Below are 12548 nucleotides of genomic sequence, written 5' to 3'. Positions count from 1 at the left end.
AGGAGTATAGCCGATATGCTATACTCCTTTTCCTATTTTTCCTAAAAGCATCCCAAGGAAAGCAAGGGTAATTCCTCCTGCATAGGTAACTGCAATATAAAAGAGTCCTGACGTTTTTTCTCTGCCTTCCAGCAGCTTTACTGCTTCTAAATTAAAGGTTGAAAACGTTGTAAAAGCGCCCATAAAACCTGTTCCAAGAAGTAAGGTCAACTTATCATCTTCTGCTGCCCCGAGTAGATAGCCTAATAAAAAGGAGCCCATCAAGTTTACTGTTAAAGTACCAAATGGTATCTTTCCTGGGTATTTTCTTTGAAGATAAGAAGTTGCTAAAAAGCGGCAAATGGCTCCAAAAGATCCACCTATTGCAACTAAACATATATGAAACAACATCTATTTATGTCCTCTCTTTTTTAATGTACGGAAGTAGCCTAACCAAGCTGCCCCCAGCCCTCCAAATAAACTAATCAAAATGTATAGAAACACCAGACTAATTTCTCCATTATCAATGAGATTGATTATATCCGTGTTTAAGGTTGACATGGTTGTATAAGAACCGATTGCTCCTGTACCAATTGACAGAACTAACATGCGGTTTTCCTTCTCATTTTCACTGTACATCCTCGTGAAAACACCTAAGAAAAACGATCCGGTCAAATTTGCAATAAGGGTTCCAAATGGAAAAGCATGGATCCATAAATGATCAGACCAAACAGAAATAAAATAGCGTAGCAAGCTGCCGACAATCCCGCCAATTCCAATAAAAACATAAGTCATGCTTCTTCCCTGCTTTCCACACTTTTACCTTCCTATCATATCATTCATAAGGAAAAAATCTCATCATTATGAAAAATAAAGCATGGATAACTACTATTTAAGTAGGAAAAATAGATATGAATGAATTGAAAGGAGTGAGTGAATGTTGAAATATAAATGGATGATTACTGCAGCTTTAACGGCTGTTTTCCTAACTGCATGCGGGGCAAATAACAATGGAAATGATACAGCTCTCGGAAACCGTGATGTAACGGATCCTGTACGTGTAAATGATGGGAATCGCTTTAATGGTACAAATGATCTGAACGACCGTGATCCTTTGCTCCGGGTGAGAAATAACCCGCAAAATGACAATAATGATTCACCGAGAATGAGAGTAGCTGATAAAGCAGCAGATCGAATTGCGGCTATGCCAGAAGTAAAAGATGTCAATGTAATTGTTACAGATGATAATGCTTATGTTGCCGCACAGCTTGGTGAAGGTGTTGAGTTAACACGTGTAGTTGAAAGAAAGATTGCTGATCAGGTGAAAGCGGTTGATCAAGAGATTGACGATGTATATGTATCAGCAAACCCAGATTTTTATGATCGAATGACTTCCTATTCAAATGATATTCGTAATGGGGAACCAATGGAAGGTTTATTTGAAGAGTTCACAGAAAGTGTCCGCAGGATGTTTCCTTCAAATGTAAATAATCAACGGTAATGACTAATAAGAAAAGAGGATCAAAAGTTGATCCTCTTTTCCTTTATTTCATTTTTTCTAGAAGGAGCTTTTTTACCATTGGCCACTCTTCTTTTAAGATGCTAAAGTATACGGTATCACGAGCAAAGCCATCAGAAATAATTCTATCCTTTCGCAGTACTCCTTCTTTCACGGCACCAAGACGGGCAATGGCCTGCTGAGATCGTGTATTTCTTGCATACGTTTTGAAAAAAACACGATTCAACTGCCAGATTTCAAATGCATGAGTGAGCAGCAAGTATTTACATTTTTACTGACAGTTCCTTTCTCCCATTATGCATTTTGGAAATAATCTTTGTAAAATCCGCCAACTTTTCCTGAATTATCAATAATAAAATAAAATTCCTCAGTTTCATTTTTTACTTCATACGTTTTGCCAGCTGTTAACGCTCTGTTCACGATATATTTAGCAGCATCTGTGTGCACACATTTAACCTTTTTCACTGTCTCTCGTTCATGCCAATTAAGATGAATCATTGTAGCAACTCCTTCATTCTTTATATTTAATAGTATAAAGAATTGGAGCTACTTCCTGCAAGATGATTCTCGTTTTTTTGAATTTGACTCTGAATGGGGGTAAATTTTCATTCGAATACTTCTGATCTTTTCTTCATCAAAAGTAAATATTTCAGTCGTAATCACATTCTTTAATGTAATATAGGTGATTTCACATATTCGGTCTATTCGAATAAATTCTAGAAATTCATAAGTCCGCCCATCGTAAACTAATTCTAATAAACGTGCATTCGCAAAATTATCCATTTTAGTAACCCTCTTTCTAAAAAGATGGCAATAGTTATATACCACCTATTTAGCATGTTTTAAACATTAAGAGGATAATGGATCTTGGGAAAATTTATTTCATCGAATTTACTCTTTCAATTTTTTCTTTCGCTTGCTCACGCAAACGGTATTTTTGAATTTTACCAGATGCTGTCATTGGGTAGGCATCCGTAAATTCAAAATGGCGAGGGATTTTATGACGAGAAATTTTTCCTTTGCAGTATTCACGTATGTCTTCGCTTGTAGCTAATTTACCTTCTTTTAATATAATCCATGCAACAACTTCTTCGCCGAATATCTCATCAGGTACACCAACAACCTGTACATCAAGGATGCTTGGGTGAGAGTATAGAAATTCCTCAATTTCACGTGGATAAATATTTTCTCCGCCTCGGATGATCATATCCTTTAAACGGCCTGTGATTTTGCAGTAGCCATTTTCATCCATCACTGCTAAGTCTCCAGTATGGAGCCAGCCATCTTCATCAATTGCCTCTTTTGTTGCCTCAGGATTTTTGTAATAGCCCTTCATGACTTGATAGCCTCTTGAGCATAACTCCCCTTGTATCCCATTTGGGACTTCTTTACCTGTTCCCGGTTCCACCACCTTTACTTCAACATTTGGTAAAGCCTTACCTACCGACTCTACACGCAGTTCAATTGGATCATCTGTTCTTGTTTGTGTAATGACAGGAGATGATTCAGTTTGTCCATAGGCAATCGTAATTTCCCGTACACCCATTTTTTCAATCACTGCCTTCATGACTTCAATGGGACAATTAGATCCTGCCATTACACCTGTACGGAGTGTAGAAAGATCATATTGATAGAAATCAGGATCGTTTAATTCGGAAATAAACATAGTTGGTACCCCGTGGATAGCTGTACATTTCTCATCCTGAACAGTTTGAAGTACTGCTTTTGGATTAAATTCTTGAATGGGAACCATTGTTGCTCCAACAGAAACACATGCGAGCGTACCGATTACACAGCCGAAACAATGGAAGAATGGTACTGGAATACATAAACGGTCATCCTTTGTTAAACGCATGCAATGAGCGATATTGAATGCATTATTTACAACATTATTATGTGTCAGCATGACACCCTTTGGAAAACCAGTTGTTCCTGATGTATATTGCATATTGATCACATCATCTGGATCAAGGCTTTTCAAGCGCTCATCAAGCAGGTTATCAGGCACTGCTTCACCTAAAGCTAAAATATCTTCCCAGCTAAATGTCCCTGGGTATCGATTTTCACCAAGCACGATGACATTTTTTAAGAAAGGAAGTCGGCTGCACTGTAGGCAGGCAGGTTCACTCGTTTTTAATTCTGGCGCGATTTCATACAGCATGTCTATGTATGATGCATCTCGATAATGCTCCATTAGGATAATCGTTGTTGCATCAGATTGCTTTAATAAATATTCAAGCTCAGCTGTTCGATAATTTGTGTTAACAGTAACGAGGACAGCTCCCATTTGACCTGTTGCAAATTGAGTAATGAGCCATTCTGGTGTATTGGTTGACCATGCAGCTATATGCTCTCCTTTTTCCAGTCCAAGTTTCATCAAGCCTTTTGCAGCACGTCTACAATATTCATCCAATTGCTTATACGTCAGCCTCAGTCCTCTATCTGCGTAGACAACTGCTTCATGATCTGGATGCAGCTGTGCTTTTTCCTCTAATAGCTTCCCAACAGTGAAATGTAACAACTCTGACATATGAACATCACCCTTTCGTTTAAACAGTATAAACAGAACCACCCTGTAACGCTTACATTTTATGTTATCACACATTACGTAATATTCAATATTTTCTAATAATGATAAATGGAATAAAAAATGCGCTACTAGTTTGTAACGCATTTTTTATTATTTAGCTATATTGCGAGCCAAACAAAGTAAAAGACTTTGTATCAAGAACAGGGTCAAAATGAATTTCAAATGGCCTTTCTCCTCTTTTACATAGGATGTTATGTATAGGACTGTCCTCACCATGTGGCTGGCAAAAGTGAATTTCAAACGTTTCTCCTTTAAGTACTGCCTTTTTCACCGATGAATGTTCATCCATATGAATATCCGGTAAGGTACAATCAAATATATTTGCCCAATCCCTTGCTGCAGATTCGCAGTCATTCACAGCAACTTGAATAAAATGAATGGAATGTTTCGTTAGACTTTCATCCAAGTATCCAAGATCTTTCAAATCTTTCATCCGAGCCGAATCCTCTTGTTCCCATTCAATAAAAAATGGATAAGGTAAGCTCGATGAGTCTTTAATAAAAAGCATTTTCCACCTAATTATAGACCCATCTTGCCTTTTTCTGCTTCCATTAAAAATTGGATATGTTTGATATCCTTTATTCTCGATCTGTTCTTTCAAGTCAACCATATTATTCGTTCGGAAACAAATTTGACCAAACCCTTCTCCGTTCGTGAGATCTCTAACAAGTTGCGAGATTAAAGGATTAGCAGATTTAGCGGCAATTTCTGTATTCTCAATCGTTAAGTATTCAATATATGCTTCTCCAACATAAAGTAAACTATTATATGTCCCCCATTTTTCATGGCTTCCGCCCATAACAGCATGAAAACCGCGCATCTTCCATTTTTCTACTGCCACATTAGGATGTTCCTTAATAAAGTGAACAATATGATCAAGTGCTAAGTTCATAGAATCACTCCTTCTTAGTATGATACTTCTATTGTAAATGGAAAAAGGGAAAGAAAAAAGAGAGCATCAGCTGCAAGCACAAGAATGAGCATGGATAAAAAATATCCACTTCGCTAATTTCATCATTGCATTCTCCTATAGGTTTGCTTCCATTTTTCACCTATGTAGGGTAAACCACTTTTTTTCTTCACTTTTAAGGTTCAAAAGTCCTTTTTTTGTATTTTTTGAAAATGGGGGTTTTCAAATGTAGTAGAAACGATTAAAATGAATGAAAGCTTCATATTCAATCCATTACAGGAGGTATGCAGAATGAAGATTATGAGTAATGAACAATTGGTCGTCTCGTATCGTGATGCATTAAAGTCTGGGTTAGAGAAAGAATGGATTAGGATATTGAAAATGGAGATTACAAAACGAGGTTTAAAACCATTTAAAAAGTAAATGAGAAAATTTCAGAAGTGGAGCGACAGGTTTTGATGCCTTTCGCTCTTTTTTATTTTTTTAAAATAGTTCGCATGATACAAAAAAGCAGGGTGTCAAACATCCACCCTGCTTCCTCTATTACGCTTCAAATAATAATGATTCAGGATCTTCAATTAATTCTTTCACTCTAGATAAGAAAGTAACTGCCTCTTTACCGTCGACAATACGATGGTCATAAGACAAAGCAATATACATCATTGGACGATTCTCCATACGCTCTGCATCAATAGCAACTGGACGCAGTTTTATGGAATGCATGCCTAAGATGCCGACTTGTGGTCCATTAAGAATAGGTGTGGATAATAGAGAACCAAAAACCCCGCCATTTGTAATCGTAAATGTTCCTCCTTGCAGATCTTGTAAGGCTAATTTGTTGTTTCTTGCCTTTTCGGCAAGATCTAAAATATCCTTTTCGATTTCCGCAAAGTTTTTACGGTCTGCATCGCGTACGACTGGTACGACTAGACCTTCGTTCGCAGACACGGCAATCCCGATATCATAGAATTTTTTCAGAACGAGTTCATCACCTTGAATTTCTGCATTTAATAAAGGGCTTCTTTTCAATGCAGCAACAACAGCTTTTGTGAAGAAGGACATAAATCCAAGTTTCACGTCATTTTCTTCCAAAAACTTATCCTTACGTCGTTTTCGCAAGTTCATTACATTTGTCATATCTACTTCATTGAACGTTGTCAGCATCGCTGCTGTTTGCTGTACTTCTACTAGTCGATTGGCAATCGTTTGACGGCGGCGGGTCATACGAATACGCTCAACTTCTTTACCAGCAGGCTGAACGGCAGGTGCACCCTGCTGCTTTGGAACTGGTGTTGCTTGCTGCTTCACTTCCTCACGAGGGCTAAAGGATGATACATCTTGAGCACGAACACGTCCAAGCGGATCAACTGTCGGCACTTGTGTCAGATCAATCCCTTTCTCACGAGCCATTTTTCTTGCAGCAGGAGATGCGATCGGACGCTGTCCCTTCTGCTCATTGCTTACATGAACCGTTTCTTCTTGTAAGGCAGCGTGTTTCGGTGCCTCTTGAATTGGAGCTATTTCTGTTACGGCTTGAGGTTCAGCTGCTGACTCAGCAGCTGCTTCCCCGCTTTCATCAACTACGGCAATCGTTTCACCGACATTAACTGTATCGCCTTCTCCTGCTCTAACTTCCTTTAAAATCCCACTATGCTCTGAAATGATCTCGACATTTACTTTATCTGTTTCAAGCTCAACAACATAGTCCCCTTTATTTACGAAATCACCTGGTTTTTTTAACCATTGGGCGATCGTTCCTTCTGTAATCGATTCAGCTAGTTCCGGTACTTTTATGTCTGCCACCTTAATTTCCTCCCTCTTGCTTGTGCATAAATGCTTCTTCTATTATTCGTGCTTGTTCTTTTTTATGGACATTTGGATCCCCTTCAGAAGGGCTAGATCTTCTGCGTCTGCCAATATAGGAAACATCTATTTCCTTCTGTGCAATAAATTGTAATCTTGGTTCAACAAAATTCCATGAACCCATATTTTTTGGTTCTTCTTGTACCCAAACCATTTCCTTTAAGTTTGGATACCGTTTCATTATAGTTTGAATCGTTTCCAACGGGAATGGGTAGATTTCTTCTACTCGTAAAAGATGGAACCACTCTTGGTTATCAACATTTTTTAGGTTATCTGCTAAATCAATAGCCATTTTTCCTGTGGAGAGAACAAGCCGAGTTACTTTATCCGTATTTTGACCTAAACCAGGCTGCTCAATAACTGATTGAAAATCGCCCTCACTCAGCTCATGTCCGCTAGAAGCAACGAGCGGATGACGTAATAGACTCTTCGGTGCCATAATGACAAGCGGACGAACCTCTTCACGTTTCAGAATCGCTGCCTGTCTACGTAAAATATGAAAATATTGTGCAGCCGAAGTCAAGTTAGCTACAGTCCAGTTATTTTCAGCGGCTAGTGTTAAGAATCTTTCTAAGCGTGCACTTGAGTGCTCAGGACCTTGTCCTTCATAACCATGTGGCAACAGCATGACAAGCCCGGATTTTTGTCCCCATTTTGCTCTGCCCGCAGCGATGAATTGATCGAATATCACCTGTGCAGAGTTAGCAAAATCTCCAAATTGTGCTTCCCATAAAACGAGCGTTTCAGGTGCAAATACATTATAACCATATTCAAAGCCAAGAACAGCTGCTTCTGATAATGGACTATTATGAACGGCAAAGGAAGCCTTCGCCGATGATAATAAATGAAGTGGCGAATAGGATTTACCTGTGCTGCTGTCATGTAAAACAATATTTCGGTGGGCAAATGTGCCTCGTTCAGAATCTTGACCTGTCAGGCGGATAGGAGTTCCATCATGGAGAATGGATGCAAATGCTAAAGTTTCCGCATGACCCCAATCTATCTTCTTTTCTCCGTCAAGAGCGCTCATTCTACGGTTTAGAATTTTGTCTAGCTTATTGAAAACAGTAAACTTTTCAGGCCATGTTAACAGCTCTTGGTTAATTTCCTTAAGTTTTTCAAAAGGAACAGCTGTTTTGAGTTTTGGCAGGCCTTTTTCTACCGTTTCAGGCGGATTTAATTCTTCTGTTTCTTTTTTCGTTGCTGGTACTTTTTCATATGCAGCTTTCAGTTTTACTAATACGTCTTCTTCTATTTTGTCAGCTGTATCTTTGTTTATGATTAACTGATTTACTAGTTTCTTTCCATACAGTTCTTTTACCGTTGGCTGTTCATTAATGATTTTATACATTAATGGATTCGTTGCCATTGGCTCGTCCATTTCATTATGCCCAAAGCGGCGATAACCGATAAGATCAATTAAGAAGTCTTTCTGAAACTTTTCACGGTATTCACTAGCAAATCTTGCTGCAGCTATACAGCTTTCCGGATCATCTGCGTTCACATGCAAGATCGGAATCTCAAACCCTTTTGCGAGATCACTCGCATATCTAGTAGAACGTGAATCACGTGATTCTGTTGTAAAGCCGATTGTATTATTTGCAATGATATGGAGGGAGCCTCCAGTATTATATCCCTTCAACTGACCTAAGTTTAAAGTTTCTGCTACAATCCCTTGACCAGGGAATGCGGCATCCCCATGGATAATTATAGACATTGCCGAGTTTAAATTCTCAATTGGATAGCCTTTTGTTGATCGATTATCCTGTGCTGCTCGTGTAAATCCCTCGACAACAGAACCGACAAATTCAAGATGACTTGGGTTATTTGCCAATGTCAAACGTGTCACTGTCGTATTTTCGTCTTTAATTTGTTTATCAAGTCCAAGATGATATTTCACATCTCCTGTCCAGCCATAGCTAATCCCAATTGAACCTTCAGAAGGTACAAGCTCTTTATTTGGAGCATGCTGAAATTCAGCGAAAATCATTTCATACGGCTTCCCAAGCACATGGGCAAGCACATTTAAGCGCCCGCGGTGAGCCATGCCGATATTAATGGTTTTTGCCCCTTTTGATACAGATTCTGCAACTATTTCATCAAGTAAAGGCACCATTGAATCAAGCCCTTCAATTGAAAACCGTTTTTGACCGACAAATGTGCGATGAAGAAATTTTTCGAATTCTTCTACTTCAGTCAATCTTTTTAGAATCTTAGTTTTTTCTTCTTTTTGCAATTTCAGCTTTAAGCTGCCTGATTCAACTTTTCGGCGCAGCCAGTTCTTTTCATTTGCGTCATATACATGGTGAAATTCAAATGCAATTGTACCCATATACATGCTTTTTAAGTATTCAATCGCATCATACGCATTCTTTAGCGGAATTGGCGCATCTTTACAGATGACTCCAGCAGGGATTGCATACAAATCCTCTTCTATTAACCCGTAATGTGATAGCTCAAAAAGCATTTTTTCAGGTTCATGGTCATTTAATGGATAAATGTTTGCGGCAAGATGGCCGTATGTGCGAATATTATCTGCCAGACGTATAGCAGACAATGTTTTTTCTAATTGCGGAACAGTTTGATTAACACCACTAATTTCCGTCTTCCCTGTACGATTTTCTACAACTGGAGATCCTGTTGTTTCAAAGTACGCTCTCATTTCAGGATCAACAGACTCAGGGTTTTCTAAATATGCTTCATATAGTTCAATGACATAGCCAAGGTTCGGGCCATGAAAGCCTTCAGCAAAAGGCTTTTCGCCATTCAATGGCTTTTTCATGGAAAATGACCTCCATAACTGAATTTGTATTAAATGCATAATAAACTATTTATCCACTTTTTAACATTAAATGATAATTATTAGAATAATAATATTTTTCAGAGGATAAATCGTTTTCAAAGCCATTCTACCACGTAAAACCCTGTTGTTCAAAGGTTTTTAATATGAAAATAGTGAAAAATATTTTTTTTATCTATTCCAAGGAAAAACTTATTCTAAAAAAGTGTTTATGATCCTTATAAATAAATGTTAAATGGTGCAATTAATTTTTTAATCACTTCCTTTTTCGAAAAATATATAGAAGAATAGATAGTTTACATAATAATATTATTGTACCTTTACACATTTTTTTAAAATCCATTGACTTTTATTATAAGAATGTTGTAAAGTTTGAAATAATTAAATAATGATTTCTTATCAAGAGAGGTCGAGGGTAAGGCCCGTAGACACCTCAGCAACCATTAATCTATGAGATTAATAAGGTGCTAATTCCTGCAAGTTTTATAACTTGAAAGATAAGAAGAACGGCTAATTATTGATTATGAAAAAGTCTTCTTCTTAAAGAAGGCTTTTTTTTATTTTTATAGACAAAAGGAGTGTAAATAATGCATAAGCTCGACACAATCCTTGCCCAAATTGGCAATCGCAGCGAATTAGATACAGGAACAGTTAATCCACCCGTTTACTTTTCTACAGCCTATCGGCATGAAGGAATTGGACAATCAACCGGATATGATTACATCCGTACCGGAAATCCAACACGCCAATTGCTTGAAAAGGCAATTGCTGAGCTTGAAGAAGGCGACCAAGGATTTGCGTGTAGTTCAGGAATGTCAGCTATTCTAACCGTCCTCTCCCTCTTTCAATCTGGCGATGAATTTATCGTTTCAAAGGATTTATATGGTGGTACTTATCGGCTTTTTGAACAGGGCTGTAAGCAATGGGGATTACGATGTAAATATGTTCAAACTTTTTCTGCTGAAGTCCTGGAAAAAGAAATTACTGAACGAACAAAGGCCATTTTTATCGAGACACCAACGAACCCCTTAATGGAGCAAACCAATATCGAAGAGGTTGCTTATTTTGTGAAAAGGCATCAGCTTCTGCTGATTGTTGATAACACGTTTTTCACCCCCCTTTTACAGCAGCCCTTAAAACTAGGAGCAGATATTGTTATCCACAGTGCAACAAAATATTTAGGCGGCCATAATGATGTATTGGCAGGGCTTATCGTAGCTAAGGGCAAGGAAATCTGTGAAGCATTAGCTGCTAATCATAATGCTACAGGTGCGGTATTAAGTCCGTTTGACTCTTGGCTGCTTATACGTGGAATGAAAACACTATCTTTAAGAATGGAACGTCATGAAAGAAATGCAAAGGAAATTTTCAGATTTTTATTTGAACATGATGCCGTTACCGATGTACTTTATCCAGGACGAGGCGGAATGATTTCATTCCGAATCAAAGATGAAGGATGGGTAAATCCGTTTTTACAAACTCTTCGCCTCATTACTTTTGCAGAAAGTCTTGGTGGAGTAGAAAGCTTTATAACATACCCTGCAACTCAGACACATGCTGATATTCCAGAACATATCCGGTTTGAAACAGGTGTATGCAATCGATTACTGCGTTTTTCGGTCGGAATTGAGCATGTAGAAGATTTAATAAATGATTTAGAGCAGGCTTTTGCTAAAGCTCGGACGGAGGGTATGCAATGTGTGAGATAGAGTCATGGAGTTTTCAGACGAAGCTTCTTCATAATAGTCAAAAAATTGATCATCTAACTGGTGCAGTCAGTGTTCCAATTCATCATGCATCTACCTTCCATCAGTATGATATCGATTCATTTGGAAAGTATGACTATAGCCGAAGCTTAAATCCAACGAGAGAAGCATTGGAAACGGTTATAGCTGATATGGAGGAAGGAACTAGAGGCTTTGCATTTTCTTCAGGAATGGCTGCAATTTCAACTGCATTCCTTTTATTGTCAAAGGGAGATCATGTAGTAATTACAGAGGATGTATACGGCGGAACATACCGCTTTGTAACTGAAGTGCTTTCAAGATATGGAATTAACCATACTTTTGTTGATATGACTGATTTAGATAATGTTAAGCAAGCTATTCGTCCAAATACAAAGGTCTTTTACGTTGAAACTCCATCCAATCCACTGTTGAAAGTAACGGATATTAAAGCAATCAGCTCGATCGCTAAGTCTCATGGGGCTTTAACCTTCGTTGATAACACCTTCCTAACACCAGCATTACAAAAGCCATTAACTTTAGGAGCAGATGTAGTACTGCATAGTGCAACAAAGTTTTTATCTGGGCATAGTGATGTTGTTGCTGGTCTTACTGTAGTAAAGGACCCAGTTCTTGCAGATAAAATCGGATTTTTGCAAAATTCATTTGGAGCAGTGCTTGGTGTACAGGATGCTTGGCTCGTTCTACGCGGAATCAAAACGTTACATGTGAGACTTGCTCAATCTATCCAATCGGCCAAACAAATCGCCCAAGCCCTTAAGGAAAATCCAGCCATCAAAAATGTTTACTATCCTGGCCTGGAGGACCATCCACACTATGTTTTACAAGGCAGGCAAGCAAAAGATGCTGGTGCTGTCCTCTCATTTGAACTTGAAAATGAAAGTATATTAAGAGATTTTGTTTCAAAGGTGAAAATTCCTGTGTTTGCTGTGAGTCTTGGTGCTGTGGAATCCATCCTTTCCTATCCTGCAAAAATGTCCCATTCAGCCATGCCCCTTCATGAACGTGAAAAACGAGGAATTAGTAATAGTCTCCTTCGCCTTTCTGTTGGTTTGGAGAACTCAGAGGATTTATTAAGGGACTTTAAGACAGCACTATCTGCAAGTAGTTTCGAAGAAAAAGTATTTCATAGAGGAGGATGA

13 protein-coding genes and 1 riboswitch are annotated in these 12548 nt (G+C 38.3%); of the genes, 4 read left to right on the top strand and 9 right to left on the bottom strand.

Annotated elements, in window-relative coordinates; genetic code table 11:
• Nucleotides 1-18 precede the first annotated feature (18 nt).
• Both crcB and FI644_RS21990 read right to left on the bottom strand, forming a co-directional pair.
• Nucleotides 19-390 (bottom strand): fluoride efflux transporter CrcB, encoded by a 372-nt coding sequence (gene crcB / locus FI644_RS21995; protein ID WP_142108826.1) that lies wholly within the window; start codon nucleotides 388-390, stop codon nucleotides 19-21.
• Entirely contained in the window at nucleotides 391-774 is a 384-nt protein-coding gene (locus FI644_RS21990) for a fluoride efflux transporter FluC (RefSeq protein WP_053476129.1), read from the bottom strand.
• A 142-nt stretch (nucleotides 775-916) separates the two neighbouring features.
• On the opposite strand from FI644_RS21990, the gene FI644_RS21985 reads away from it, so the two are divergent.
• On the top strand, nucleotides 917-1480 hold the full coding sequence (locus FI644_RS21985) for a YhcN/YlaJ family sporulation lipoprotein (RefSeq protein WP_142108825.1): 564 nt from the start codon (nucleotides 917-919) through the stop codon (nucleotides 1478-1480).
• 43 nt (nucleotides 1481-1523) lie between these two features.
• Here FI644_RS21985 and FI644_RS21980 read toward each other — a convergent pair whose 3' ends face one another.
• From FI644_RS21980 to FI644_RS21960, 5 genes are all read right to left on the bottom strand, one after another.
• Nucleotides 1524-1724 (bottom strand): GNAT family N-acetyltransferase, encoded by a 201-nt coding sequence (locus FI644_RS21980; protein WP_142108824.1) that lies wholly within the window; start codon nucleotides 1722-1724, stop codon nucleotides 1524-1526.
• A gap of 68 nt (nucleotides 1725-1792) precedes the next feature.
• Entirely contained in the window at nucleotides 1793-1996 is a 204-nt protein-coding gene (locus FI644_RS21975; protein ID WP_053476131.1) for a DUF6501 family protein, read from the bottom strand.
• A gap of 48 nt (nucleotides 1997-2044) precedes the next feature.
• Nucleotides 2045-2281 (bottom strand): hypothetical protein, encoded by a 237-nt coding sequence (locus FI644_RS21970; protein WP_053476132.1) that lies wholly within the window; start codon nucleotides 2279-2281, stop codon nucleotides 2045-2047.
• Nucleotides 2282-2375: 94 nt separating this feature from the next.
• Nucleotides 2376-4019 carry an AMP-binding protein gene (locus tag FI644_RS21965; protein WP_181758221.1) on the bottom strand — a complete coding sequence of 548 codons (1644 nt, stop codon included), beginning with the start codon at nucleotides 4017-4019 and terminating at the stop codon, nucleotides 2376-2378.
• A 163-nt stretch (nucleotides 4020-4182) separates the two neighbouring features.
• A complete protein-coding gene (locus tag FI644_RS21960) occupies nucleotides 4183-4980 on the bottom strand; it encodes a VOC family protein (RefSeq protein WP_142108822.1) in 798 nt (265 codons plus the stop codon).
• A gap of 309 nt (nucleotides 4981-5289) precedes the next feature.
• Here FI644_RS21960 and sda point away from each other — a divergent pair, with 309 nt between their 5' ends.
• Complete coding sequence (gene sda, locus FI644_RS21955; protein ID WP_053476134.1) at nucleotides 5290-5421, top strand: sporulation histidine kinase inhibitor Sda; 132 nt, start codon at nucleotides 5290-5292, stop codon at nucleotides 5419-5421.
• Between the two features lie 120 nt (nucleotides 5422-5541).
• On the opposite strand, the gene odhB is transcribed toward sda, so the two are convergent.
• Together odhB and FI644_RS21945 are read right to left on the bottom strand one after the other, a co-directional pair.
• The gene (gene odhB, locus FI644_RS21950; RefSeq protein ID WP_053476135.1) at nucleotides 5542-6801 is read right to left on the bottom strand and encodes a 2-oxoglutarate dehydrogenase complex dihydrolipoyllysine-residue succinyltransferase; all 1260 of its coding nucleotides are present in this window, start codon (nucleotides 6799-6801) and stop codon (nucleotides 5542-5544) included.
• 1 nt (nucleotide 6802) lies between these two features.
• Complete coding sequence (locus tag FI644_RS21945; protein ID WP_142108821.1) at nucleotides 6803-9643, bottom strand: 2-oxoglutarate dehydrogenase E1 component; 2841 nt, start codon at nucleotides 9641-9643, stop codon at nucleotides 6803-6805.
• A 411-nt stretch (nucleotides 9644-10054) separates the two neighbouring features.
• Nucleotides 10055-10165, top strand: a riboswitch (SAM riboswitch).
• Nucleotides 10166-10248: 83 nt separating this feature from the next.
• Between FI644_RS21945 and FI644_RS21940 the strand changes: the two genes are divergently transcribed.
• Nucleotides 10249-11370: a methionine biosynthesis PLP-dependent protein gene (locus FI644_RS21940; RefSeq protein ID WP_056684722.1), complete on the top strand. Its 1122-nt coding sequence runs from the start codon at nucleotides 10249-10251 to the stop codon at nucleotides 11368-11370.
• Entirely contained in the window at nucleotides 11358-12548 is a 1191-nt protein-coding gene (metC, locus tag FI644_RS21935; protein WP_056684725.1) for a cystathionine beta-lyase, read from the top strand. The genes FI644_RS21940 and metC overlap by 13 nt, the downstream gene beginning before the upstream one ends.

This window comes from Cytobacillus solani (assembly GCF_006704205.1).
GTDB lineage: Bacteria > Bacillota > Bacilli > Bacillales > Cytobacillaceae > Cytobacillus > Cytobacillus solani.
Note: the sequence above shows the minus strand (reverse complement) of the source record. Positions and strands in the feature narration are given on the sequence as shown.

Bases quoted from the DNA above. Each gene is read 5' to 3' on its own strand.
- metC (WP_056684725.1), top strand. From the start codon at position 11,358: ATGTGTGAGATAGAGTCATGGAGTTTTCAGACGAAGCTTCTTCATAAT.
- sda (WP_053476134.1), top strand. From the start codon at position 5,290: ATGAAGATTATGAGTAATGAACAATTGGTCGTCTCGTATCGTGATGCA.
- FI644_RS21990 (WP_053476129.1), bottom strand. From the start codon at position 774: ATGACTTATGTTTTTATTGGAATTGGCGGGATTGTCGGCAGCTTGCTA.
- FI644_RS21970 (WP_053476132.1), bottom strand. From the start codon at position 2,281: ATGGATAATTTTGCGAATGCACGTTTATTAGAATTAGTTTACGATGGG.
- crcB (WP_142108826.1), bottom strand. From the start codon at position 390: ATGTTGTTTCATATATGTTTAGTTGCAATAGGTGGATCTTTTGGAGCC.
- FI644_RS21960 (WP_142108822.1), bottom strand. From the start codon at position 4,980: ATGAACTTAGCACTTGATCATATTGTTCACTTTATTAAGGAACATCCT.
- FI644_RS21975 (WP_053476131.1), bottom strand. From the start codon at position 1,996: ATGATTCATCTTAATTGGCATGAACGAGAGACAGTGAAAAAGGTTAAA.
- FI644_RS21945 (WP_142108821.1), bottom strand. From the start codon at position 9,643: ATGAAAAAGCCATTGAATGGCGAAAAGCCTTTTGCTGAAGGCTTTCAT.
- FI644_RS21985 (WP_142108825.1), top strand. From the start codon at position 917: ATGTTGAAATATAAATGGATGATTACTGCAGCTTTAACGGCTGTTTTC.
- FI644_RS21940 (WP_056684722.1), top strand. From the start codon at position 10,249: ATGCATAAGCTCGACACAATCCTTGCCCAAATTGGCAATCGCAGCGAA.